Source organism: Ruegeria sp. BB5 (assembly GCF_056539405.1).
This window is the reverse complement of record NZ_JBQFUX010000001.1, coordinates 523,240-545,506: the sequence shown is the minus strand read 5'-3', so window position 1 is coordinate 545,506 and position 22,267 is coordinate 523,240. Positions and strand designations below refer to the sequence as shown.

The following is a 22,267-nucleotide window of genomic DNA, read 5'->3' as shown; positions in this document are numbered from 1 at the left end:
TCCTTAGAAATTAACGATCGTCTGAATGACGATGGCATTGGCGATATCCACAAAGAAGGCGGATACAAGGGGCAGCACGATAAAGGCAATAGGCGACGGGCCATATCGCTTGGTAACTGCGGTCATATTGGCGATAGCGGTCGGGGTCGCGCCCAGTGCAAAACCGCCAAACCCCGCAGACAGTACGGCGGCGCGATAGTTGCCGCCCATCACCGGGAACAACACCCAGATCACGAACGCCACGGCAAACAGGGTCTGCGCACCCATGATAACGACAATGGCCAACCCCAGTTCGGCAATGGTCCAAAGCTGAAGGCTCATCAGCGACATGGCCAGAAACGCGCCCAGCGAAAACTCGGATATCAGCGCCAGCGAGGGAGTCCGGGACACCGGCGGCGCGTTGGGGGCCAGAGCTGCGCGAACATTGGCAATGACGATCCCCATGATCAGGCAGGGCACGAACAAGGGCAGTTTCAACCCGGTAGCCGCGATTGCCTCGCTCAAAAAATATCCGAAGATGATCGCCAGATTCAGATAGAGCAACACGCGCATGATGGTCAGGTGGTCGATCATGGTCTCGGCCTCGGTGGCATCATCCGGCAGCCCAACTGTGTGTTCTTCGTCCGGGCGTTCCGGGGTCAACTTCTTGCCTTCGACCAATAGACGGGCAATCGGCCCGCCCACCAGCGCAGCCAACACAAGGCCAAGCGTCGCCACGGCCACGCCGAGTTCAGTCGCGCCCTCAAGCCCGGTGACTGTGCCAACCTCGGGGGCCCACGCGATGGCGGTACCATGCCCACCAATCAGAGACGCAGAGCCAAAGAGAACCCCAGCTTGGGCCGGATAGCCAAAGGCAACTGCTCCGGCGGCACCGACGGCATTCTGGGCAACGATTGTCACCAACGTCAGAATGAGCAGCAGGAACAACGGCTTGCCGCCGGAAATCAAATCGGCAAGCCGCGCATTCAACCCAATTCCGGCAAAGAACACGATCAGCAGAAAATCCCGCGAGGCAAGGTCGAACGTCAGCTCAAGCCCTGCCACGATATACAGAATCAGCAATACTAGAGACGCCAGCAACCCGCCGGTGACAGGCTCAGGGATATTGAATTGACGCAGCGGAGCGACCCGAGAGTTGATCTCGGCCCCTATCAGATAGACCGCAATGCCAAGCGTGGCGGTCAGAAAATTGGGAATGTGAAGCATTTCCTCGACTTCGGGCATCTCAGTCCCCCGGCCGTGGCGGGCATTCCTCGCCCACCACTGTTCCGTCATATGCCTTTTCACCGCAATTGTTCAGCGCGTGCCAGACATAGCCCTTGCCGTCAGTGGTCACCGCGACGATACGATCCACGCCATAGTGTATGTTCTTGGCCCCCATAAAAGCTTGCGCCTGTCCAGACTTCAGAGCCTCGGCAATGGCAACCGCGTCGTAGCAGTCAAACCAGCCCGGCGCGGTCAGCGGTTCGGGGTTTTCGACCGGCTGAAAGCCCGCAAGTTCATCACTCGTCATCTCGGTCTCAAAACACGCCCGGTATCGGATCGGAGAGCTGTCCGCATCAATCGCGTGAAACGCCGTGTACGGGATCGGCTGGGGTTCCTCTGCCCCCTCGACAAGCAATTCCACGTCCTTCCCTGGCTGGGACGCGACGTCATAGTAGAACCCGTACACCTGAAGGTAATACATGCCCACCCCGGCCAAAGCCGCAGAAACAATAAGGATGATTGCAAGCAGTTTTCCGGTCATCTTCTCAACATCCCGATCACGCGGCCTCTTTCAACTTGGCGGAAAATAGGCCAGTTTCCAAACTGATACAGGTCGGAACGAGGCTATTCGAATGGACATGACCCTTGCCGTTGGGTTCTTCGGCGCGCTGTTTGCGATCATGAACCCGATTACAAATCTGCCCGTCTTCCTGAGCGTTACCGACGGCCTGACGCCCGCTGATCAGCGCAAAGTCGCGGCGAAAACAGCCACGTATTGCCTGATCCTGGGCGGCGCCTTCGCAGCTATCGGCAACCAGACGCTTGGCCTGTTTGGGATCAGTGTCGACGATCTGCGTGTCGCGGGTGGTCTGGTCGTTCTTATGATTGGCCTGAACATGCTGAACGGCAACGAAAGCACCTCGCACCACGGAACCAAGGGGGAAAAGCAAGCCTACCCCGAACCCGCGACGGTGGCGTTTTACCCGCTGGCCTTCCCCATTCTGGTCGGGCCCGGCACGATCACAACGTTGATCCTGTACGCTCACCATATTTCCAAGCCCATGGACGCCATCATCTATGCGGGCGTGTTTCTGGTGGTTCTGTTTTTGTTGTTCATCACCTTCTGGAACGCTTCGGCCCTGGCCAAACGCCTGTCCGACAACGCGCGCGTAATCATGAGCCGTTTCATGGGCATGATCCTGTCGGCCATCGCGATCAGCATGATCGCGGATGGCCTGAAAGTGCTGTTGCCGGGATTGGCCTGAGCGCGCCATCAGGCCTCGAACCCGGCTGCCCCGGTCTGTACAAACGCATCGGCACATTGCTTGGCCAGCGCCCGCACGCGACCAATATAGGCCTGCCGTTCCGTGACCGAGATCACCCCCCGTGCGTCCAATAAGTTGAACATGTGGCTGGCCTTGATGCACTGATCATAGGCCGGGTGCGCCATGATAATACGCTTGCCGGTTTTTGGGTCGTCATGCTCCTGCGCCAGAATGGCGGCGCATTCGTCCTCGGCCTCTTCGAAATGACGCAGCAGAACTTCGGTGTTGGCCACGTCAAAGTTCCAGCGTGCGTATTCCTCTTCGGTCTGTTTGAAGATGTCGCCATAGGTCAGCGGGCTGGGTGATTGCGGATCGTTAAAGGGCATGTCCATCACGTGATCAATGCCCAGCACATACATTGCCAGACGCTCCAGACCATAGGTCAGTTCACCCGAAACGGGTGTGCAGTCATGGCCGCCGACTTGCTGAAAATAGGTGAACTGGCTGACTTCCATGCCGTCACACCAGACCTCCCAACCCAGACCCCAGGCGCCCAGTGTGGGGCTTTCCCAGTCATCTTCAACAAAGCGAATGTCATGCAGGTCCATGTCGATACCGATGGCCTGAAGGCTACCCAGATACAGCTCTTGTAGATCCGGCGGGCTGGGTTTGATCAGCACCTGATACTGGTAATAGTGCTGCAACCGGTTGGGGTTTTCACCGTATCGCCCATCGGTTGGACGGCGCGAGGGTTGCACATAGGCCGCCGCCCACGGCTTTGACCCCAAAGCGCGCAGCGTGGTGGCCGGGTGGAACGTACCTGCACCGACCTCCATGTCATAGGGCTGCAGGATCGCGCAGCCTTTCGAGGCCCAATAGGTCTGAAGTCGCAGGATAATTTCCTGAAAAGAACGTGGTGCGCTGGACGGTTCGGTCATGACATTCCCTTTGGGCACGTCTGCGCCCGGTTCCGGTCGGTTTTGTCCTTCCTATGCAAGGGGCCAAGGGGCGTCAACGGGCCAATCGGGTTGGGCTGTCACTGCACCGCCACACTGGAAATTCCCCGTATTCCAGGCATGGCTTTCTGCGGTTCAATTCGCGTAGTCTGCCGCAAAGCTAAAACACTGCGAACACGGGCAGACAATGACACGCATATTCACTGTAATTTTGTTTCTATATTCTATCGGCGCAGGCGCCGTATCAGCGCAACAGGACGCTGGCGTCTGGGTTCAGGTCGAGGCGCGCCCTTCGCTGCGCGAGGCACAAGAGCGCGCGCAGGCTTATTCGAGCCTCTTGCCGGACGTAAACGGATTTCGCCTGAACTCTGGCTGGTATGCTATTGTTATCGGGCCTTATTTGCGCAGTGACGCTGAACAGGTTCTGGACGTTTACCGGGCCGAAGGGCAGATACCGGCTGACAGCTACATAGCCTTCACCAGCTCTCTGGGTCAGCAGTTCTGGCCAGTTGGTGCAAATATCCTGAACCGGGGCGTGGTGACACCGCCCGTCGAAAACACTCCACAACCGGAAGCGACCGTTTCGGGGTTGTCGGCTGAGCCCGCAGATGAAACCCGCTCGCAAGCCCTACAGTCCGAACGCCTGCTCACTGCGCAAGAGCGTCGGAATTTGCAGACAGCCTTGCAGGCCGCAGGGTTTTATAACGCCACTATCGACGGCGCGTTTGGTCAAGGCACGCGCCGATCGATGGGTGACTGGCAACGATTCAACGGTTTTGAAGCCACCGGCGTTCTGACCACAGCGCAGCGCAAGTCGCTGATGGATGACTATAACGCGCCGCTGATCAGCGTCGGCATGGCGCGATATTCGGACCCGCAGGCAGGGATTGAACTCGACCTGCCATTGGATGTTCTTGCCTTTGACCGCTATGAGGCCCCGTTCGCGCATTTCAAAGGCACCACCGACCTGGATGCCAAAGCGCTGCTGATCAGTCAGAAGGGCGACAAGGCGACCCTACGCGCGCTCTACGAGGTCATGCAATCGCTAGAGATCGTCCCACTGGACGGCCCCCGTCAATTGCGCGGTGATCGCTTTACACTGGAAGGTCGCGGGAACGGGGTTGTCTCGTACACCCAGGCCGCGCTGAAGGACGGCCAGATCAAAGGCTTCACGCTGGTCTGGCCCGAAGGGGATGAAGCCCGCCGGGCACGGGTTCTGGCCGCGCTCAAGGCCAGCTTCACCACAAACAGCGCCGTTCTAGACGCAGGGGCCGGTGCAAATGCCGAGCAACGGATCGATCTTGTTTCCGGCCTGCAAATCCGCAAGCCGCGCCTGTCCCGGTCCGGCTTTTTCACCGATGCTAGCGGTACAATCCTGACGGTATCCGAGGCCACCGACAGCTGCACCCGGATCACCCTGAACGACGATCAGGAAGTTCAGGTCGCCTGGGCCGATGCTGATCTGGGCGTGGCCGTTCTGCGGCCCCGGAACAACCTTGCGCCGATCAGCGTCGCGGAATTCGGCACCGATCAACCTCGCATCCAATCCGAGGTCGCAGTGTCGGGCTTTTCGTATCAGGGCGCATTGGGGGCGCCGACGCTGACCTATGGCCAGATTACTGACGTGCGCGGCCTGAACGGAGAAGACGGAGTGAAACGTCTGGCGATGGCCGCCCAGCCGGGCGATGCTGGCGGACCTGTTTTCGATGACGCCGGTCAGGTTGTCGGCATGTTGCTACCCACCCCGTCCGATGGGCGCACCCTACCCGCCTCCGTCAGTCTGGCAGCCACGGCTGAGCGGTTGAACGCGGCGCTTGAACAGGCAGGCGTCTCGGGCCAACCGGGTCAATCGACTGCCGCGATCTCACCCAACGAACTTAGCCGCAGAGCCAACGGAATGACTGTTCTGGTGCATTGTTGGGATTAATTTGATCCCCAAAAGTAGAACGCCGCCCCTTTGGGCGGCGTTTTTTTTGTTTACTCGATATCGGGCGTTACGCGGATCAGGGTTGGAACCGGCGCGTCAAAGGCCGCGCGCACTGCAGTCTGCATCTCCGCCAAACTAGTGGGCGCGGCAGACAGGGCCCCAAAAGCCTCAGCCAGTTTGCAGAAATCCGGGTTGTGGGCGATCACCGCGTTCGGAGCGATCTGACCTCGGACCATACTGTCCTCGATCTCTTTCAGCTTGCCGTTGTCCCATAGGATAATGGGCAGTGAAAGACCCAGTTCGACCGCTACACCAAGTTCCATCATCGTATAGTGGAACCCGTAATCCCCGGCGATCACGGCTGTTGGTTTGCCCCGACGCGCAACCGCACCGCCAATACCAGCGGGCAAGCCATATCCCAGCGTGCCAAAGCCGGTCGGGTGATGCCAGTGATAGGGATAGGCCATATCCCAGACCTCTTTCCCGGCATAGGCGATTTGGGTCATGTCGGAATAGATCATCGTATCCGCTGGCATGGCATCGCGCAGAGCATCAAGCACCGGAACGATCCCCGGCCGCTCGGCATCGACCTCGGCGCGCCAGCGTCTGCGTGCGTCGGTGATTTCTTCCGGCGTCCAACCCGTTGCAGGTTTCACCTTGTCAATCGCACCCCATAAGGCATGCGCAAAACTTTCCCCATCAGCCTGCAGCTTGACGCCCGCACGATGGTGATCGGACAGAACTCTGGGATCAAGATCGACCCGCACCAGATGAGCGCTGTGCCCCAGGTTGTCGCGCCACAGATCGACCTCGCCCAGTTCGGTACCTACGGCGACCACAAGGTCAGCGGACCCAATCACCTCGGCGCTTCCGGGGCGCGTCAGCATGGCACCAAAGTCCAACGCATAGCCCTGCCCGGCCATCCCACGCCCAGCAAAAGTTGTGAAGCAGGCCGCTCCCAGTTCCGTCAATATCTGCCGCCACAGATTAGTCCGCGCGCCACCGCCCAAAATGAACAACGGCCTGCGCGCGATATTCAACAAAGACATGACCGGAGCAATATCGGGTGGCAAAACCTTTGTTCGCAACGCCGGTTGATTGGGAAACGGCGCGGGGTCGGCATCGGCCTCAAGCTGGGCAATCGGCACCTGAATATGTTTGGGGCGCGGTCGGGACAGTTCGAACTCTTCAAAAGCACGCTCGACCAGACCATAGGCGGTCTGTGCGGAATTGGCCTGCCGCGACCAGTCAGTCACGGTTTCAGCCGCCCCAAGCTGATCCTTCATCTGATGCAATTGCCCATGCACCGCTTGCGATTCATCCAGACAAGAAGACATCACCAGCAGTGGCACCGAATCCGTATAGGCCTGCCCCATCGGTGTCATGATATTGCACAGCCCCGGCCCGGTGATCACATAGGCCACGCCCGGCTTGCCGGTCGCGCGGGCATAGCCATCGGCCATGAACCCGGCCCCCTGTTCATGCCGGGCCAACACATGTGTGATGCCAGCGTCTTCGATGCCGCGATACATTTCCTGATTGTGAACACCCGGAATGCCAAAAATCACGTCAACGCCCCGATCTTTCAACATATGCGAAATCTGGGCCCCCAAGGGTCTTTTCATTAGTTTCTCCAGAATTGGACGGTGAACAACGCGTAGACGGCCAGCAGTTCCAGCCGTCCGACCAACATGCCGATGGACAACAACCATTTGGCGGTGTCATTCAGCCCGGCGAAATTTCCTGCCGGACCGATCTGGCTGCCCAGTCCCGGCCCCACATTGGCCAGTGCAGTCGCAGCCCCCGAAACCGAAGTGATGAAGTCCAACCCCGTCAGCGCCAACGCCCAGGCCAGCACACCCAGCGACAGCACGAAGAACATGAAAAAACTCATCACCGAAGTCAGGACATCCGTCCCGATCGTGCGCCCGCCATATCGCGGGGCAAAAACGCCATGCGGTGACCGGATACGGCGAATTTGCGTTTTGATCGACGCAAACAGCAACTGATACCGGAATATCTTGATCGAACAGGCGGTCGAGCCCGCGCATCCGCCGATCAGACCGATCAGAAAGAACAGCATGACCGGGAAACTGCCCCACGTCATGTAATCAACGCTGGCATAACCCGTACCCGAAATGATCGAGGTGATGTTGAACAGCGATTCCCGGAACGCCTGTTCCCAATGATGTGGAAAGACTACGGTTAGGAACACCGCCATGACCACGACCAGCACTAGGATTGTCGCCAGGAATGTCTGTATCTGGCTGTCCTGCCACAGTGAGTTCGTGTTGCCATTGGCGAATTGAACATAGCGCACGAAGGGCAGCGCCGCGAGGATCATAAAGACCGCAGCCGCATACTCAGTCGGCCCCGAGAAACTGCCGAAGGACGTGTCGTAGTTCGAGAACCCTCCGGTCGCGATGGTTGTCATCGCATGCACCACGGCATCGAAAAACCCCATCCCCAAGCCGGCGTAGACAAGCGCGCAGACAAAGGTCAAAAAGACATAGATCAGGGATATCTGCCCAGCGATTTCTTGCGCGCGCGGCAGGATTTTCCCCATGGTTTCAAATCCTTCCGAACGGAAGATCTGCATCCCCCCCACGCGAAGTTCGGGCAGGAACACCATGGCGACTACAATAATGCCAATGCCGCCCAGCCATTGCAGCAATCCGCGCCACAACAGCAAACCCTGTGGCAGATTATCAAGCCCGGAAATGACAGTCGAACCAGTAGTGGTCAGCCCCGACATTGCCTCAAAATAAGCATCGACAAAGCGCAGCTCGGTCTCGCCGAATAAAAACGGGATTGCGCCGAAAAAGGGCAGCGCCACCCAAACGCCGGTGGTCAGCAAAAAGGTCTGACGGATCGTCAGACCTTCGCCCACTCCGTTCGAACAACTGATGGACAGGATAACGCCCGTCAGCATGGTGATGACGCCGCTTCCCAAAAAAACAGGCCATTCGCCCCGGCCTTCGATGAAATCCGCAAGCATGGGAAGCATCATGGTCGCCCCAAGAATGGCGACCAACAGGCCAATCACATATCCAACCGGGCGCATATCCGTCATGAGGCGCAGCGTTGGCGCGCCTGCACGACTGTGTCAAGCGGATGTCCCGTTTACTCGTCGGTTTTGCTGACGGGTGTGGGCATTGCGGGCGGTTTTGAAGGCGCGCGCGTCCGGTTCTGAGGTGCCGCAGACTTGGCTGTATTCGCCAGGGGCGCCACAGGTTTCGCCTCGGCTTTGGGGGCCACAGGCTTGGCGGCAGGTGCAGCCGTTGGTTTTGCCGTCACCGATTTCACCGCCTGCACTTTGGGCGCGGCTGGCTTGGCTGTGGCCTTGGGTGCGGCAGGTTTCGCTACTGCCTTTGGAGCCACGCGTTTTGCGGCAGGTTTGGGTGCGGCAGGTTTTGCCTCGGGCTTGACGGCCGCAGGTTTAGGCGCTGCAACCTTGGCCACTGCTGGCTGGGAGGCCGCATTTGCCACAACCGGTTTAGGTGATTCGGCTTTTGGGGTCGCTGCCGCCTTGGCCCGAACGCGCGGCTTGGACTTTGGTGCGGAGGTCGTTTTGACCTTGGCTACAGGCTTGGCAGCTGCCGCCTTGGATTTGAATTCCGGATTCTTTTTGGCAGGTGCAGGAACCGACGAAGACGCGTGCAGAGCATGCACTGGAACGAAAGGCAGTTCCATGGCCGAATTCGCCAAAATCTGCATGATCTTCAGTTGGTTGCTGACTGCATAACCGGCCAGTCGAATGGCCGCCGCCTGAAACTCAAGCGGTTGGGTAATCGGATTCATTAGTCATTTCTCCTGTAAAAACGAAGCAACCTTCCAAGAAAAGAACCGCTCTGCCCCACCCCGGTATTAGGGGCGAGTGACCAAGGCCTGAAATCCCCGGACATCGCACGTCGCGGCTTCCTTTTCAGAGTGGCCCGAAAGCTGACACGCCCTCACACCATGGCTGCGTTCACGGATAGTTTAACGCGAAACACACTGCGCGTGCAGAAATATTGCTGCAATGCGGCAATATTTCGCCCATTGGATCAAAATGAGACAACAGGATGCTCTTGTCGAGCTACCCGATGTGAAACAGGGTCGAGAACAAGCGTGGATCCAAGCTGGCGGAAACAAAGGTTGACCCTTCGGTCAGCACCGACACTGCATCGTGGCTGTGCAGGCTTTCCTGATGGCTGGCCACAACACGGAAATCACCGACATGATGATCGGCCAGAAGCTCGGCACAGAACAAGCGCGCGGCGTCTTCGACAAAGATTGGGTTGGCGGCATTCAGCTCGGCAAAGGCCTGTTCGTCCTCGCGTTTGACCATCACTTGCGTTTCGGTCGGTACGGCGCGGCGGCACAGGGCAATCAGATCTTCGAACCACAGGCAATCTGCTTTGCAATCAACAACAACGGAAATCCGCGCAACAGAACGCTGGGAATGCGGTGTCGCCAATTGCCCCCGTGTGGACCGCGCATGTTCGCTCAGCTCAAGCGAACATGGGCAGGTGGATGAATAGACATAGTCCAGATGGATGATCTTCTGACGTACGCCGTTTTGTTCGACCAGTTCCAACGCGATGTCGTAATACTGATACCCTTGCAACCCCGATCGCAGGCTTTCCACCCGGTCCGGGTAGGAAAACCGCATCTGGATACGTGCATCGAAACTGTCCAGATCGGTCATATAATCGTCCAGCGCAGCCTCCATGACCTCAAAACTGAACGTACGCTCGGCATGTTTGTAGAACGAGCGCATGATGCGGGACATGTTGATGCCCTTCTTTTCGGCATCAAGGCTGACCGTTCCGGTGACCGAGGTTTCAAGCGTGAGATCCTCACCATGTTTACGGTGGAACCGAATCGGCAAACGGAAATTAGAAATGCCCACATGCTGAATTTGTTGCATGGCCCCGCGGATCAGGCTGGACGGTCCGTTTTGAAGGTCCGGCAACGATGCCCGATAGGCCGCGTCAACTGTGAAGTCTTCGGCATATTCTCGCGACAGCGAAGGATAATTCACCGGAACCAGTCCAGGCACGAGGCGCGCAATTGCAGGATCAAGCTGGCTGATCTCAGCTTCACTCGCGGACTCGGCCCATTTGCGCAGCGTTCTAAGCGCGGCGGCGGCGTCTTCATTGTCAGGTGCGTCTTCAATGGTGCGGGGGTACACATTCATCGAACGGGGTTCCTCGGTTGGTCGCCGGACTATATACAGGTTCGACGCTTTTTCCAGTTTAACCGTATACGCATCAAAGTACGGCCCGGATGAAAATCCGCAAACATCGCGGGAGTTACGCCGCGTTTACGCAGTTTCACCCAAGGCATAACAGGATATAGAGCGTAGTTAGCGCTGAGAAACGTCCAAAGCGCGCTTAATATCGGCAAGCAGGTCGCCCGCATCCTCCAGACCGATGGACAGGCGGATCAGGCCGGGAGTAATGCCCAACTCGTCTTTCTGCTCATCGCTCAGCCGTTGGTGGGTCGTGGTCGCCGGATGGGTCGCAATCGACTTGGCGTCGCCCAGGTTGTTCGAAATCACCGGAATCGTCATCGCGTTGAGGAACGCAAACGCAGCCTCCTTTCCGCCCTTGATATCCAGCGACAGAACGGTGCCGCCCTTACCGCCCAACTGTGATTGAACCAGCGCATTCTGCGGATGCGTCTTTAGCCCCGGATACAATGTGCGTTCCAACGCGGCGTGACCCTCCAGTGCCTCAGCCACGATCTGGGCCGTCTCAGCCTGAGCATTGACACGCAGGGTCATCGTTTCCAGACCTTTCAGCATGATCCAGGCGTTAAACGGGCTCAGCGCCCCACCGGTGTGCTTCAGATAAGGCTCAACGGTGCCGCGGATGAAGTCCTTGGTGCCGATGATTACGCCGCCCAGCGCACGCCCCTGCCCGTCGATATGTTTGGTCGCCGAATAGATCACAACATCCGCGCCCTGCTCGATCGCACGCGAAAACACTGGGGTCGAGAACACATTGTCCACGACCACCATCGCACCAACTGCGTGGGCCAGTTCGGCTACGGCCGAGATGTCGATCACCTCAAGCGTCGGGTTCGACATGGATTCAAAGAACACAGCCTTTGTGTCGGGCCGGATCGCCGCTTTCCATTCGTCCAGATTGGTGCCGTCTACGAAAGTTACATCTACACCAAACCGGGTCAGGATATTCTCGACAATATACAAGCATGAGCCGAACAGCGCCTTAGCCGAAACGATGTGGTCGCCTGCCTTCAGCATCGAGGTCAGCGCGCCATTGACAGCCGCCATGCCTGAAGCTGTGGCGAAAGCATCCTCGCCCCTCTCAAGCGCCGCGATACGCTGCTCGAACATCGACACGGTGGGGTTGCCATAGCGGGCATAGATGAACTCATCCGGGCCACATTCCAGAAAACGGGCCTCGGCCTGTTCGGCATTCTCATAGACGAACCCCTGGGTCAGAAAGATCGCCTCGCTAACCTCATTGTATTGGCTGCGGCGGATGCCGCCATGGACGGCTTGGGTGCGTTTGTTCCAGCTTTCGCTCATGTCATTCCTCTCGACCTTTGCCCGGCAAAGGCATCAAAAAAACCCCAGACGCGGTCAAGCGAAAGGGGCCTTTCATCCTGACCTTTTAGCGGTGTTGTTTAGCGTGGCCCGCAATCCGGTAACAAATCGCCACGTAGCTCTGCGAGAGGCAATACGCTTTGGGCGGTTTGCCGTCAAGCCCGGCGTTCCCCCGGTCACGGTTGCGTAATCGGCCCTTGCCGCCCCGTCAGAAACCCGCATGATCCTTTCAACAAAAGGAGGGCACATGGCGGACCCGATTGATCTGTATTTTTGGCCTACCCCCAACGGGTGGAAAGTATCCATCGCGTTAGAAGAGATGGAGTTGCCCTATTCCACGCATCTGATCAACATCGGCAAGGGCGATCAGTTCGACCCCGAGTTCCTGAAGATTTCGCCCAACAACCGTATGCCTGCAATCTTTGACCCTGACGGGCCCGACGGTGCGCCGGTTTCCGTGTTCGAAAGCGGGGCAATCCTGATGTATCTGGCCCGCAAGACCGGGCGGTTTTATGGCAATACAGAGCGTGACCGGATCGCGGTCGAAGAATGGCTGATGTGGCAGATGGGCGGCGTTGGCCCGATGGCCGGTCAGGCGCATCACTTCCTGAAATACGCACCCTACATGGACCCACCGCAGGACCTGCCCTATGCAAAAGACCGCTACCGTACCGAGGTCGGGCGTTTGTACGGTGTGCTGGATCGACGGCTGGCCGACAACGAATATGTCGCGGGCGACTTCTATTCCATTGCCGACATGTCAATCTGGGGCTGGGCCAGCCTATGGGAAGGCCAGCAGCAGGTGTTAGAGGACAAGCCGCACTTTACCCGCTGGCTGGAGACGGTCAGTGCCCGTCCCGGCGTCCAAGCCGGTCGCGCACTGCATGCCGAATTGCGTGGAGATAATCGTGACAAGCAGTCGCAAGAGACCTTGTTTAAGCGATAAAACACATCAATCCAGTGTCTGCTCTGAGCCCATAGCAACATATGCTTCAAAAAAGAGAATGTCGGCTTTGAAGCGCACCCCAATTATCGTATGCGCAGAACAACTTGACCTAATTTTTGGAACATTTGATGTGTAACGCACTTGCTCTCTTGGGGCTGATAATTCTTTTAATGTTTGGAGACGTTGCATCTGCTGAAGAAGTATATGTCACCGAGAATGGCGAAAGGGTGAAAGCCCTCGACGTTTTTCAAGACTGTAATGTTTGCCCCGAGATGATCGTTCTACCGCTGGGTGAATTTCAAATGGGCTCAACTGTCCGTGAGGCAAATGCTGCGCAGTTAAGGGGATATTTAACCATAAATACCTATTTAACCACGAAACTCGACCCATCTGACTACGAATTGAAGCTCAGACAGTCGTTTACCAACCTTGGCATCGATCCAGATCGGCCCGAAGAGGGTCTAAGGCAATACTATGCAAGTGGAAACGTCGTCCAACAGGATGACCCCCAGTATTCTGTCAATCCGTTTCTGCACGAAGTACCCCGCCATCAGGTTACTATTGATCTGCCTATCGCTATGGGACGCAACGAAGTTACGCGCGAAGAATGGGCTGCTTGCGTTGAAGACGGTGGCTGCGAGATGGGACAAAAGGACCTTCCGCGCAATAAATATTCTTCGTGTGAGAGCGCCGTGGATTGTACTCCAAATCCAGATACACGCGTTAGGTATCGCCTTCCCAAGGGACCACATGCAACCCATCCACGCAGCCCAATGACTGGCATGACTTATTATGAGATGCTTGATTACACGTCGTGGCTCAACAAAAAGGTGGGGGCAAATGTCTACAGGGTTCCGACCGAAGCGGAATGGGAATATGCAGCACGGGCTGGCACAACAACTAGGTATGCGCAAGGCGACACTCTGACATTAGAACAGGCCAATTTTCTAAACTACCGCTTCGAAGATGTGGATGGTGAACGTGTTTGGAAACTTGATTTTGGAAGTGCCAGAGAGCTTTTGCCGGTAGACAATCTCGATGCTGCAAATGATTGGGGGCTCCGGCATATGTCCGGTAACGCCGGTGAATTCACAAGTTCCTGTGGAGAAGGACCGCATCGCGGCCTAAAATCGACCAGTCAATACTTGGCAGCCGACGAGGATCGCCCAGACTGCAAGCGTTCGGTTAAGGGAGGTGTGTATGCTACGCATGTTGAAGGAGCGCGACCTGCCTGGCGTGTTGCCATTCCAAGTGATCACTGGTCGCCTTGGAATGGGTTTCGTGTCGTCCGCGACTTAACCCCGGAGCAATAAATCTGACTTTGGAGACGCCCGATTCAGTATCCGCTTTGTCCGCATTGCAGACCTATCCCCCGCCTGCACCATTACATCCAGCTCCGCGAGATATCCTCAACATCTCTGCGTTTAAATTGGGCACCAAATGCGCACAGCATTTCGACATGCGCTGAGGCAACAAGGGAAAGCCAGCACAGAGCAATTTGTTCAAGCGATGAGAAATCCCTGCTATACTCTGGCTTTGAATAGGAAAAGGATTTTGCAAAGCCCAGACTGGTCCACGCCGCGACACCTGCTTTGAGGCTGGTCAGGCGACCATTGGTCGGGCCGGAAAATGAACGAGTTGTTTTATGCGAGTTTTAACCCCTCTGTTTTTTTTATGCGTAGGTATGGCGAGTGCCGCGCCAGATTGCGAGGAGCCTGCGCAGGCTCAACCGCATGAACTGGTGGCCTATGACCCGTCCGCTGAATTGGACGTCCTGTTGGAGGAAGACGCCGTCGCAGCCCCCGCCAAGCGCGAACTGACTGTATCCCCCAGACCGCGACTGCGACCCTGCAAATTCCGTCAGATCGAGGTTGGCCGCGAACGGATGCGCGATCGCGGTGCGGTGTGTGGTGACTGGACCATTCTCGGCGAGAGCCGAAAACCCTTTAGAGGAAAGTACAGGGGATGCGGCATTGCCGATCCCGTGCGTATCCGCGTGGTGTCTGATGTCTTTCTCAGCCAATTGGCGCTGATGGATTGCGAAACCGCCATCACGCTCAAGACTTGGCTGGAGAACACGGCCAAACCGACCTTTGCGGATCAGGGTGGCGGTTTGAAAGGAATTCGTCTGGCCGGCCATTATGCGTGCAAGACACAGAACAATCAGCCGCGCGCGCGAATGTCGGAACACGCCCGCGGTCGCGCGATTGATATCTCATCTTTCGTACTCATGGATGGCACTGTGATCACGGTACGCGACGGGTGGACAGCTGAAGATACAAGCGACGCCATGCGTGAGCTTCATGCAGGTGCTTGCGGTCTGTTCGGCACAGTTCTGGGTCCGGACGCCGACCGCTATCACAAAGGGCATTTCCATTTTGACACAGCGCGCCGCCGCAGCGGATCTGTTTGTCGCTAGAGGCCTAACCCTCCCCCCGTACCAATACATCCAGCATGGATGAGATATCCTCGATCTCTTCCGCGATCACATGGGTCACCGAATGCGCCCGCTGCATCCGGCCCGTGACCCGCAACAGGCGCCCGGAAATCACCGCGCGGCGGAATTGTTCGTAGATTTTCCGCCAGACGACCACGTTCACGATACCGGTCTCATCCTCAAGCGTGACAAAGATCACCCCCTTGGCTGTCCCCGGTCTCTGCCGCAGAATCACCAGCCCGGCGACAGCCACGCGCGCGCCTTCGGGCGGGTCGTCCAGCCGGTTGGCTGGCAAACAGGTCGGCGGGCGCGGCCAGTTCCGGTTTGAAACCGCAGGATGAACAGGGGCAACAAGCATGAGAACAAAAATAGAACAAACTGCAGGAAAGTCCAGACACGGCGTGTTGAGTCGCAAATGGTACTGGAAAGACCTAAACGCCTTCACTAAGGAAGAATTCGACAACCGAAAAAGGAAGACGCACGCAATGGCAAAGATCACCTATGTCGAGCATGGCGGTACCGAACATACAGTCGAGGTCGCCAACGGGCTGACAGTTATGGAAGGGGCCCGCGACAACAACATCCCCGGCATCGAGGCCGACTGCGGCGGCGCGTGCGCCTGCTCGACCTGCCACGTCTACATCCACCCCGACTGGGTCGAGAAAGTCCCAGGCAAAGATGACATGGAAGAAGACATGCTGGATTTTGCCTATGAGCCCGACCCGGCCCGTTCGCGCCTGACCTGCCAGATCAAGGTCACGGATGAGTTGGACGGTCTGGTGGTACAGATGCCCGAAAAGCAGATCTGATGCTTTCCAAAGCGCCGCGTCTGCCCGCCCGTCTGTGGCAACATCGGGCACGCGGCGCGGTGCTGGCGTTGAGTGTGTGGCTGACGGGGATGGGACCAGCAGCTGCAGACACCATCACAAGCGCCCGCTTCACTGAGCCAACGACACGCTATGCCCACGGCGTACTGGGCGACGACATCGAATATGGCGCGCTTGAACTCAAAATTTCGAATACGTCAACTAAAACGCTCTTCATCCAGCCGGTATACAAACGCTCGGTTCTGACCATCAAGTTGCCGCTTGATCGCGTCTTTGAAGACCTCAGTCCCCGTCTAGTCGATATCAATCTAGATGGATCAAACGAAGTGATCGTCGTGGAGTCCAACGTCCATGCCGGTGCACAACTCGCAATCTATGATGCACGCGGAGAAAAGATCGCAGCCACGCCCCACATTGGGACCCGCTTTCGCTGGCTCGCTCCAATTGGCGCTGCAGATCTGGATGGTGACGGGCTAGTCGAGATTGCTTACATCGACCGCCCGCATCTAGCCAAAACCCTGCGCATTTGGCGATTCCAGAACAGCGCACTGACCGAGATCGCAACCCTACCCGGTCTGACCAATCACCAGATTGGAGAGGACTTCATCACCGGTGGCATTCGCAAATGCGGAGGAAACCGTGAAATTATTGTGGTCAACGCTGACTGGAGCAGCATTGTCAGCGTCAACTACGATGATGGCTGGAAAAAACGGGAACTGTTGCCCTTTACCCCATCCGCAATGAAAGGGGCACTGGCCTGTCCAAAATAGAACCGACCGCAGCCCGCGCCAGCGGGCTGCCCGGCCCAAGGCCTTTGGCGGTGCATCTTTGATGCAGCGTCAGGACGCGGGAGCGTTTTGGATCAGAGCGCCCGCCAGCCGATGTCGCGACGGTAGAACCCATCAGGCCAGTCAATCCCGTCGACCGCCGCATAGGCCCGGTCCCGTGCCTCTTGCAACGTGCCTCCACGGGCAGTGACATTCAGCACGCGACCGCCAGAGGCCACGATCTGACCCTCCGAAGCCTTGGTTCCGGCGTGGAACACCATATTCCCGCTATCCTCGGGAAGGCCCTCCAGACCATTGATCACACTCCCCTTTTCGTACGCACCCGGATATCCATTCGCCGCCATCACCACGGTCAGGGCATGATCATCCGCCCAGTTCACCCGCGCCTCGCCCAACCGGCCCTCGGCAGCGGCATGCATCAGGTCCATCGCCTGCGCACCCAGGCGCATCATAAGAACCTGACACTCGGGATCACCAAAGCGCACATTGTATTCTACCAACCGAGGCTGACCGTCCTTGATCATCAGACCAGCATAAAGGACGCCCTGAAACGGCATACCACGACGCTTCATTTCAGCCACGGTGGGCTTGACAATCTCTTCCATCGCGCGTTCTTCGATCTCAGCACTCAGAACCGGTGCCGGTGAATAGGCGCCCATACCGCCAGTATTCAGTCCGGTATCACCCTCGCCCACGCGCTTGTGGTCTTGTGCGGTGCCGACGGACAGGATGTTCTCGCCATCGCACAGCACGAAAAGTGACGCCTCTTCTCCATCCATGAACTCTTCGATGACAACCTCGGCCCCTGCCCCGCCAAAAGCACCGCCGAACATGTCGTCGATGGCGTCCAAAGCGGTTTGGTCATCCATCGCCACGATCACGCCCTTGCCTGCGGCCAATCCGTCGGCCTTGACGACAATCGGAGCCCCCTGTTCGCGAATATAGGCTTTGGCTGGTTCAGCCTCGGTAAACCTCGCATAGGCTGCGGTCGGTGCGCCCGACGCATCACAGATTTCCTTGGTAAAACCTTTCGACGCCTCCAACTGGGCTGCCGCCGCAGAAGGCCCAAAAACCAGCACGCCTGCTTCGCGCAGGCGATCCGCCACGCCGGCAGCCAAGGGTGCCTCGGGGCCTACAATTACGAAGTCAATCGCGTTTTCCTCAGCAAAGCTAACGACGTCCCCACCGTTCTCAATATCCAGCGCGGCACAATCCGCGATCTGCGCGATCCCGGCATTTCCCGGCGCCACGATCAGACGGTCACATTTGGGGTTCTGCATCACCGCCCAAGCCAGGCTGTGTTCCCGCCCACCACTGCCGAGAATGAGGATATTCATGAATGCTCTCCGATCTGCTTGGCCTCGCCTTGCGCGCGTTCTAAGCTGGCCGGGCATTTGACACAAGGCGCTGAAATGTCCGACCTGCTTGACGACCCCATTCCCGGCCAAAACACCCCTGAATACACTGTCTCGGACATCTCGGGCGAGGTGAAACGCACGCTAGAAGGCACGTTCGGCCGAATCCGTGTGCGCGGCGAGGTCGGGCGCGTGTTCAAGGCGCGCTCGGGTCATCTCTATTACGACATCAAGGATGACCGGAATGTGCTGGCCTGCACCACATGGAAAGGCCAGATCTCGGGCTTGTCCGTTGTCCCCGAAGAAGGGTTGGAGGTTGTGGTCACCGGTCGACTGACCGCATTTGGCGCGCAGTCGAAATACAACTTGAACGTCGATGAGGTCGCCGTTGCCGGACAAGGCGCGCTGATGGCGTTGCTGGAGAAACGCAAGAAACAGCTTGAGGCCGAAGGGCTGTTTGCCCCCGAGCGTAAAAAACCGCTGCCCTATCTGCCACAGGTCATCGGTGTTGTGACCTCTCCCTCAGGGGCGGTGATCCGGGACATACTGCACCGCCTGCGGGATCGGTTCCCGCGTAAGGTTCTGATCTGGCCAGTCGCTGTGCAGGGGTCGAACTGTGCCCCCGAAGTTGCAAATGCGATCAACGGGTTCAACAAATTAACACCCGGCGGGGCTCTGCCGCGCCCCGACCTGATCATCGTCGCCCGAGGCGGCGGATCGATCGAAGACCTGTGGGGCTTTAATGAGGAAATCGTGGCACGCGCCGCTGCAGGATCAGATATCCCGCTGATCTCGGCCGTGGGGCACGAGACGGACACGACGCTGATTGACTACGTCTCAGACCGTCGCGCGCCCACCCCGACCGCCGCCGCCGAACTGGCCGTACCTGTACGGATAGAGCTGCTGGCCTGGACCGGCGAACAAGGCGCACGTCTGTCGCGTGCCGCAACCGATGCGGTCCAACGGCGGTTGCAGCGTCTGCGCGACCTATCGCGTGCGCTACCGCGACCGGACAGCTTGTTGAATACCCCGCGTCAACGGCTTGATTTGATTGCAGATCGCCTGACCCCGGCGCTTGAGCGCGGTGTGCAGAACCGCCGCCTACAAGTGGTTAAACTTTCCTCCCATTTGCGCCCTTCGACCTTGCGCAACCTTGTTTCAAGCCGACAAGAAGCCGTGCGAAATCTGTCGTCACGCCTGTCCTTGCGTCCCATTCAGCGTGAAATCGAGATACAGCGCCAGTCCATCACCCGGTTGGCCGAGCGTATGAACGCAGCCCAGACAACGCGACTGGACCGGATGCGACAACAGCTGGACGCGACCGACCGCCTACGCGAAACGCTCAGCTACAAGGCAACGTTGCAACGGGGTTATGCCGTGGTCCGCGCCGAGGATCAGGTTGTCACGACAAAAGCTCAGGCTGCAAAGCATGGCTCACTTGAGATAGAGTTCGCCGATGGCGTACTGACCACCGGTCAAACAGCTGCCCCACGATCAGCTACGAAAAAAACACCCAAAAAAGACGCGCCAGATCAGGGTTCATTGTTCTGAACCGATCTCAGACACCAACATCCGGTCCATAGCAGATCATCTCTTCGTCGACATCCTCGGCCTCATAAAGCTCGGTTTCTTCCGGGTCGCCTTCGAATTGCGCGATCAGACCACCCCCTGATCGGGTGAACACCCAGCATTGTGGGTCCAGACGGTCTTCGTAGATGAAACAGATCTGGGCATCCTTTTCGTACCAGACGCCATGCTTGCAATCGCCATCCAGAAACGACCAGATGACGCGGCGATTGGGCAAGTACCGCTCAACGCCATATACCTGCCCCTGAAAACCGTAGAACAGGGTTTTCCCCCGCGTGTAGTCGTCAAAATCCGCACCCGACAGGGCTGATTGAGCCGTCGCTGAATACGCGGGCAGCAGAAGAAGAATCACAAGATATCTGAGCATAGCCACATTGTGTCAGAAGCAATTGTCCGGCGCCAATCACCATTTCCGCAGGATCCCTGCCTCAACGTCACGGTTGAGGTGAATCAACAACCCGTCACAAGCTGCCGGAAACGGAGAGGTATCTATGACAACTGTACTGTTCTGGCTCGCGGCTGCTTGTGCTTTGGCCTACCTGCCGCTGTCGCCGCGTCCGGCCAGCACATTGCGATCCGTGTTGAAAACTGCATCCGTCGCACTGCTGGCCGTGACTGCCTTGTTGGGTGCAGGTCCGCTTCTTCTGGTGGTCGCCCTCTTATTGTGCGCCATTGGCGACGCGCTGCTGTCGCGCGAAACTGACAGCACTTTCATGGCCGGGATTGGGGCCTTTGCCGCAGGTCACCTTGCCTACATCGCCCTGTTTCTCACTCATCCTTCAAGCAATCTTGCCCTGATTTTCGACCAGCCTGGATATTTCTGGTCCCTTATCATTCTGGGCATTGTCGCCGCCACCCTATTGTCCCCACGGGCCGGGGACCTTAAAGGTCCTGTTCTGGGCTATATTCCGATCATTCTGGGGATGGGCATCGCCGTACTGACCCTGCCCGAAACCGGCGCCCTGAGATGGGCCTTGCCTGCAGCTCTGGCCTTCATTGCCTCGGATCTTATCTTGGCAACCGAGAAGTTCCTGCTGCCCAAGGGCCACCCCGCCCTGAAGATCACGCCTTATCTGGTCTGGCCACTTTATTGGGGTGCTCAGGCGGGTCTGCTGATTGCGTTCCTCTGACCCTTTGCAACTGCCGCAAATCCGCATTAGGTGAGGGGAACACCTGCGGAGACCAAAAATGGCGTTTTTCTCAAAGCTCAAGGACAAGTTGTTCAAATCCTCGTCCCGCCTCGAACAGGGGCTTGAGGCCATTGTTGAAGATGGGGGCGAGGAAACGGTCGCACCCGACCCGATCATCCCGGACCCCGAGCCGCAGCCGGAACCCGTACCGGAAGTTCCCCAACCAGTCCCAGAGGTGCCCGAACCTACGCCAGCGCCGCAACCGGTTGAGGTACCCGAGCCCGCGCCTGTTGATCCGACGCCTGCCCCCCCGCCCCCCGAGGTGACACCTTCCAAAGGCGTGTTGGGTCGATTGTTCGGTCGCAGCGAGGCCAAAACCGCCGTGCGCCGTACGCTGGACGACGACATGCTGGAACAGCTCGAAGAGCTGCTGATCGCCTCGGATATGGGCGTAGATACTGCCTTACGTGTCACCGCCAACATGGCCGAAGGACGCTTTGGCCGCAAACTCTCGACCCAGGAAATCAAACAGCTTTTGGCGCAGGAAGTGGCCCGCGTAATGGAGCCAGTCGCCAAACCCCTGCCTATCTATGCCAAACGTCCGCAAGTGGTGCTGGTCGTCGGCGTGAACGGCTCAGGTAAAACCACAACGATCGGCAAACTGGCCAGCCAGTTCAAAGCTGCCGGCAAAAAGGTCGTGATCGCTGCGGGAGATACCTTCCGCGCTGCCGCTGTCGAACAGCTGCAAGTCTGGGGCGAACGCGCGGGCGTGCCCGTCCTGACCGCCCCTGAAGGGTCCGATCCGGCCAGCCTTGCCTTCGACGCGCTGACCAAGGCGCAAGAGGACGGTGCCGACTTGCTGATGATCGACACCGCCGGTCGGCTGCAAAACCGCGCCGACCTGATGGAAGAACTGGCCAAGATCGTCCGTGTTATCCGCAAGAAAGACGAAACCGCGCCGCACAACACTTTGCTGGTGCTGGACGCCACGACCGGTCAGAACGCGCTGAGTCAGGTGGAAACTTTCCGCAATCTAGCCGATGTCTCGGGCCTGGTGATGACCAAACTGGACGGCACGGCCAAGGGCGGCGTTCTGGTCGCACTGGCTGACAAGTTCGGCCTGCCCATTCACGCCATCGGCGTCGGAGAGCAGATTGATGACCTCGCCGCTTTCGACCCCGAAGAATTCGCCGCCGCGCTCACTGGTCTGGATCAGTCCTGAACCGCAGCTTTATCTGGCCTCTAATACCCTCGGGGGGGGCTGGGGATGAAAAATCCCCGCCC

At 58.0% G+C, this 22,267-nt stretch carries 21 protein-coding genes and 1 riboswitch; of the genes, 10 read left to right on the top strand and 11 right to left on the bottom strand.

Annotation, left to right across the window (positions count from 1 at the left end; translation table 11 throughout):
* Window positions 1–3: 3 nt before the first annotated feature.
* Both gltS and ACR0DL_RS02745 read right to left on the bottom strand, forming a co-directional pair.
* The gene (gltS, locus tag ACR0DL_RS02750) at window positions 4–1,224 is read right to left on the bottom strand and encodes a sodium/glutamate symporter (RefSeq protein WP_480687464.1); all 1,221 of its coding nucleotides are present in this window, start codon (window positions 1,222–1,224) and stop codon (window positions 4–6) included.
* 1 nt (window position 1,225) lies between these two features.
* Complete coding sequence (locus tag ACR0DL_RS02745) at window positions 1,226–1,747, bottom strand: DUF6446 family protein (protein WP_480687462.1); 522 nt, start codon at window positions 1,745–1,747, stop codon at window positions 1,226–1,228.
* Between the two features lie 91 nt (window positions 1,748–1,838).
* Here ACR0DL_RS02745 and ACR0DL_RS02740 point away from each other — a divergent pair, with 91 nt between their 5' ends.
* On the top strand, window positions 1,839–2,471 hold the full coding sequence (locus ACR0DL_RS02740; protein ID WP_170348328.1) for a MarC family protein: 633 nt from the start codon (window positions 1,839–1,841) through the stop codon (window positions 2,469–2,471).
* A gap of 8 nt (window positions 2,472–2,479) precedes the next feature.
* On the opposite strand, the gene ACR0DL_RS02735 is transcribed toward ACR0DL_RS02740, so the two are convergent.
* Window positions 2,480–3,409, bottom strand: a complete 930-nt coding sequence (locus ACR0DL_RS02735) for a glycine--tRNA ligase subunit alpha (RefSeq protein ID WP_480687460.1) — start codon at window positions 3,407–3,409, stop codon at window positions 2,480–2,482.
* 205 nt (window positions 3,410–3,614) lie between these two features.
* Between ACR0DL_RS02735 and ACR0DL_RS02730 the strand changes: the two genes are divergently transcribed.
* A complete protein-coding gene (locus tag ACR0DL_RS02730; RefSeq protein ID WP_480687458.1) occupies window positions 3,615–5,354 on the top strand; it encodes a serine protease in 1,740 nt (579 codons plus the stop codon).
* A gap of 50 nt (window positions 5,355–5,404) precedes the next feature.
* Here the strand turns inward: ACR0DL_RS02730 and ACR0DL_RS02725 are convergent, their stop codons facing one another.
* The 5 genes from ACR0DL_RS02725 to metZ all read right to left on the bottom strand — a co-directional run bounded on the left by ACR0DL_RS02725 (window position 5,405) and on the right by metZ (window position 11,895).
* Window positions 5,405–6,979, bottom strand: a complete 1,575-nt coding sequence (locus ACR0DL_RS02725) for a thiamine pyrophosphate-binding protein (RefSeq protein ID WP_480687456.1) — start codon at window positions 6,977–6,979, stop codon at window positions 5,405–5,407.
* Complete coding sequence (locus tag ACR0DL_RS02720) at window positions 6,979–8,427, bottom strand: TrkH family potassium uptake protein (protein WP_170348324.1); 1,449 nt, start codon at window positions 8,425–8,427, stop codon at window positions 6,979–6,981. Before ACR0DL_RS02720 ends, ACR0DL_RS02725 begins: the two co-directional genes overlap by 1 nt.
* Window positions 8,428–8,477: 50 nt before the next feature.
* Complete coding sequence (locus tag ACR0DL_RS02715) at window positions 8,478–9,155, bottom strand: hypothetical protein (protein ID WP_480687454.1); 678 nt, start codon at window positions 9,153–9,155, stop codon at window positions 8,478–8,480.
* Between the two features lie 277 nt (window positions 9,156–9,432).
* The gene (gene folE2 / locus ACR0DL_RS02710) at window positions 9,433–10,536 is read right to left on the bottom strand and encodes a GTP cyclohydrolase FolE2 (protein ID WP_170348322.1); all 1,104 of its coding nucleotides are present in this window, start codon (window positions 10,534–10,536) and stop codon (window positions 9,433–9,435) included.
* 168 nt (window positions 10,537–10,704) lie between these two features.
* A complete protein-coding gene (gene metZ / locus ACR0DL_RS02705) occupies window positions 10,705–11,895 on the bottom strand; it encodes an O-succinylhomoserine sulfhydrylase (protein ID WP_480687452.1) in 1,191 nt (396 codons plus the stop codon).
* A 65-nt stretch (window positions 11,896–11,960) separates the two neighbouring features.
* A riboswitch (SAM riboswitch) is annotated at window positions 11,961–12,038 on the bottom strand.
* Between the two features lie 122 nt (window positions 12,039–12,160).
* On the opposite strand from metZ, the gene ACR0DL_RS02700 reads away from it, so the two are divergent.
* The 3 genes from ACR0DL_RS02700 to ACR0DL_RS02690 all read left to right on the top strand — a co-directional run bounded on the left by ACR0DL_RS02700 (window position 12,161) and on the right by ACR0DL_RS02690 (window position 15,278).
* Window positions 12,161–12,859: a glutathione S-transferase N-terminal domain-containing protein gene (locus tag ACR0DL_RS02700; RefSeq protein ID WP_170374797.1), complete on the top strand. Its 699-nt coding sequence runs from the start codon at window positions 12,161–12,163 to the stop codon at window positions 12,857–12,859.
* Between the two features lie 128 nt (window positions 12,860–12,987).
* Window positions 12,988–14,172: a formylglycine-generating enzyme family protein gene (locus tag ACR0DL_RS02695; RefSeq protein WP_480687450.1), complete on the top strand. Its 1,185-nt coding sequence runs from the start codon at window positions 12,988–12,990 to the stop codon at window positions 14,170–14,172.
* 371 nt (window positions 14,173–14,543) lie between these two features.
* Window positions 14,544–15,278 (top strand): extensin-like domain-containing protein, encoded by a 735-nt coding sequence (locus ACR0DL_RS02690; RefSeq protein WP_254428434.1) that lies wholly within the window; start codon window positions 14,544–14,546, stop codon window positions 15,276–15,278.
* Between the two features lie 4 nt (window positions 15,279–15,282).
* Here ACR0DL_RS02690 and ACR0DL_RS02685 read toward each other — a convergent pair whose 3' ends face one another.
* Window positions 15,283–15,654 carry an OB-fold nucleic acid binding domain-containing protein gene (locus ACR0DL_RS02685; protein ID WP_170348308.1) on the bottom strand — a complete coding sequence of 124 codons (372 nt, stop codon included), beginning with the start codon at window positions 15,652–15,654 and terminating at the stop codon, window positions 15,283–15,285.
* Between the two features lie 127 nt (window positions 15,655–15,781).
* Between ACR0DL_RS02685 and ACR0DL_RS02680 the strand changes: the two genes are divergently transcribed.
* A complete protein-coding gene (locus ACR0DL_RS02680; protein WP_226688603.1) occupies window positions 15,782–16,105 on the top strand; it encodes a 2Fe-2S iron-sulfur cluster-binding protein in 324 nt (107 codons plus the stop codon).
* Window positions 16,105–16,893, top strand: a complete 789-nt coding sequence (locus ACR0DL_RS02675; RefSeq protein WP_480687448.1) for an FG-GAP repeat domain-containing protein — start codon at window positions 16,105–16,107, stop codon at window positions 16,891–16,893. The genes ACR0DL_RS02680 and ACR0DL_RS02675 overlap by 1 nt, the downstream gene beginning before the upstream one ends.
* Window positions 16,894–16,985: 92 nt before the next feature.
* Here ACR0DL_RS02675 and purD read toward each other — a convergent pair whose 3' ends face one another.
* On the bottom strand, window positions 16,986–18,248 hold the full coding sequence (gene purD / locus ACR0DL_RS02670; RefSeq protein ID WP_480687446.1) for a phosphoribosylamine--glycine ligase: 1,263 nt from the start codon (window positions 18,246–18,248) through the stop codon (window positions 16,986–16,988).
* Window positions 18,249–18,323: 75 nt separating this feature from the next.
* Here purD and xseA point away from each other — a divergent pair, with 75 nt between their 5' ends.
* The gene (xseA, locus tag ACR0DL_RS02665; RefSeq protein WP_170374772.1) at window positions 18,324–19,817 is read left to right on the top strand and encodes an exodeoxyribonuclease VII large subunit; all 1,494 of its coding nucleotides are present in this window, start codon (window positions 18,324–18,326) and stop codon (window positions 19,815–19,817) included.
* A 7-nt stretch (window positions 19,818–19,824) separates the two neighbouring features.
* Here the strand turns inward: xseA and ACR0DL_RS02660 are convergent, their stop codons facing one another.
* Window positions 19,825–20,220 carry a hypothetical protein gene (locus tag ACR0DL_RS02660; protein ID WP_170348303.1) on the bottom strand — a complete coding sequence of 132 codons (396 nt, stop codon included), beginning with the start codon at window positions 20,218–20,220 and terminating at the stop codon, window positions 19,825–19,827.
* Window positions 20,221–20,344: 124 nt separating this feature from the next.
* Here ACR0DL_RS02660 and ACR0DL_RS02655 point away from each other — a divergent pair, with 124 nt between their 5' ends.
* Complete coding sequence (locus ACR0DL_RS02655; protein ID WP_480687444.1) at window positions 20,345–20,983, top strand: lysoplasmalogenase; 639 nt, start codon at window positions 20,345–20,347, stop codon at window positions 20,981–20,983.
* A gap of 58 nt (window positions 20,984–21,041) precedes the next feature.
* Window positions 21,042–22,205, top strand: coding sequence for a signal recognition particle-docking protein FtsY (gene ftsY / locus ACR0DL_RS02650; protein ID WP_480687442.1), 1,164 nt, complete (start codon window positions 21,042–21,044; stop codon window positions 22,203–22,205).
* The last annotated feature ends 62 nt before the right edge of the window (window positions 22,206–22,267 follow it).

Bases quoted from the DNA above. Each gene is read 5' to 3' on its own strand.
- gltS (WP_480687464.1), bottom strand. From the start codon at position 1,224: ATGCCCGAAGTCGAGGAAATGCTTCACATTCCCAATTTTCTGACCGCC.
- ACR0DL_RS02745 (WP_480687462.1), bottom strand. From the start codon at position 1,747: ATGACCGGAAAACTGCTTGCAATCATCCTTATTGTTTCTGCGGCTTTG.
- ACR0DL_RS02740 (WP_170348328.1), top strand. From the start codon at position 1,839: ATGGACATGACCCTTGCCGTTGGGTTCTTCGGCGCGCTGTTTGCGATC.
- ACR0DL_RS02735 (WP_480687460.1), bottom strand. From the start codon at position 3,409: ATGACCGAACCGTCCAGCGCACCACGTTCTTTTCAGGAAATTATCCTG.
- ACR0DL_RS02730 (WP_480687458.1), top strand. From the start codon at position 3,615: ATGACACGCATATTCACTGTAATTTTGTTTCTATATTCTATCGGCGCA.
- ACR0DL_RS02725 (WP_480687456.1), bottom strand. From the start codon at position 6,979: ATGAAAAGACCCTTGGGGGCCCAGATTTCGCATATGTTGAAAGATCGG.
- ACR0DL_RS02720 (WP_170348324.1), bottom strand. From the start codon at position 8,427: ATGACGGATATGCGCCCGGTTGGATATGTGATTGGCCTGTTGGTCGCC.
- ACR0DL_RS02715 (WP_480687454.1), bottom strand. From the start codon at position 9,155: ATGAATCCGATTACCCAACCGCTTGAGTTTCAGGCGGCGGCCATTCGA.
- folE2 (WP_170348322.1), bottom strand. From the start codon at position 10,536: ATGAATGTGTACCCCCGCACCATTGAAGACGCACCTGACAATGAAGAC.
- metZ (WP_480687452.1), bottom strand. From the start codon at position 11,895: ATGAGCGAAAGCTGGAACAAACGCACCCAAGCCGTCCATGGCGGCATC.
- ACR0DL_RS02700 (WP_170374797.1), top strand. From the start codon at position 12,161: ATGGCGGACCCGATTGATCTGTATTTTTGGCCTACCCCCAACGGGTGG.
- ACR0DL_RS02695 (WP_480687450.1), top strand. From the start codon at position 12,988: ATGTGTAACGCACTTGCTCTCTTGGGGCTGATAATTCTTTTAATGTTT.
- ACR0DL_RS02690 (WP_254428434.1), top strand. From the start codon at position 14,544: ATGGCGAGTGCCGCGCCAGATTGCGAGGAGCCTGCGCAGGCTCAACCG.
- ACR0DL_RS02685 (WP_170348308.1), bottom strand. From the start codon at position 15,654: ATGCTTGTTGCCCCTGTTCATCCTGCGGTTTCAAACCGGAACTGGCCG.
- ACR0DL_RS02680 (WP_226688603.1), top strand. From the start codon at position 15,782: ATGGCAAAGATCACCTATGTCGAGCATGGCGGTACCGAACATACAGTC.
- ACR0DL_RS02675 (WP_480687448.1), top strand. From the start codon at position 16,105: ATGCTTTCCAAAGCGCCGCGTCTGCCCGCCCGTCTGTGGCAACATCGG.
- purD (WP_480687446.1), bottom strand. From the start codon at position 18,248: ATGAATATCCTCATTCTCGGCAGTGGTGGGCGGGAACACAGCCTGGCT.
- xseA (WP_170374772.1), top strand. From the start codon at position 18,324: ATGTCCGACCTGCTTGACGACCCCATTCCCGGCCAAAACACCCCTGAA.
- ACR0DL_RS02660 (WP_170348303.1), bottom strand. From the start codon at position 20,220: ATGCTCAGATATCTTGTGATTCTTCTTCTGCTGCCCGCGTATTCAGCG.
- ACR0DL_RS02655 (WP_480687444.1), top strand. From the start codon at position 20,345: ATGACAACTGTACTGTTCTGGCTCGCGGCTGCTTGTGCTTTGGCCTAC.
- ftsY (WP_480687442.1), top strand. From the start codon at position 21,042: ATGGCGTTTTTCTCAAAGCTCAAGGACAAGTTGTTCAAATCCTCGTCC.